Raw genomic sequence first — 632 nt, 5'->3', positions numbered from 1 at the left:
CCGCAAGTTCTCCTTTCCTCCCTCTTCCTTCTCTTCCTTTCCTTCCCTTTCCTCCTTCTCTCTCCTCTCTTTCTCTCTTCCCTCTTCTCCTTCCCCTTCTCCTTCTCCCCTTCCCTCTCTCCCTCTCCCTCTTCTCCTCCTTTTTTCTTCCCCCCCTCCTTTCCTTTTTTCCCCTCCTTCCTCTTCCTTCTCTCTCCTTCCTTCTCCTTTCTTCCCTCTTCTTCCCTCTTTCTCCTCTTTTCTTCCTTCCCTTCTTCTCTCTCCCCCTTCTCCCTTTCCCTCTCTCCCTTCTTTTTTTCTCTCCTTCCTCTCCTCTTTTCTCTTCTCTCCTCCCCTCCCCCTTCTTCCTCCTCCTCTCCCTTCCTTTCTCTCCTTTTTCTTCTCCTCCTCCTCTTCCTCTCCCTCCCTTCTTTCTCCCTTTCTTTCTCCTTTTCTTTCTTCTTCTTCTTTTCTTCCTTCCTTCCTCCCTCCTTCTCTCCCTTTCTCCCTTTCTTTCTTCCTCCTTTCTCTTTCTTTTTCTCTCCCTTTCCCCTTCTCTTCTCCTCTTCGCAGCTTTTCTTCTTTCGGCTTCTCTCCTTTTTCGGGTTGTGCGAGATCCGCGCCGAGATCGAAGAGATCGTTCTGTATCCGCA

1 pseudogene is annotated in these 632 nt (G+C 49.8%); it reads right to left on the bottom strand.

The window, feature by feature from the left end:
* Positions 1 to 545: 545 nt before the first annotated feature.
* A pseudogene (locus tag IB279_RS38280) lies at positions 546 to 632 on the bottom strand (ATP:cob(I)alamin adenosyltransferase); the annotation flags it as partial.

Source organism: Ensifer sp. ENS06 (assembly GCF_014852205.1).
In the GTDB taxonomy this organism is placed as follows: Bacteria; Pseudomonadota; Alphaproteobacteria; order Rhizobiales; family Rhizobiaceae; genus Ensifer; species Ensifer adhaerens.
The sequence above is the reverse complement of the archived record's forward strand: the minus strand, read 5'-3'. Positions and strand labels throughout refer to the sequence as shown.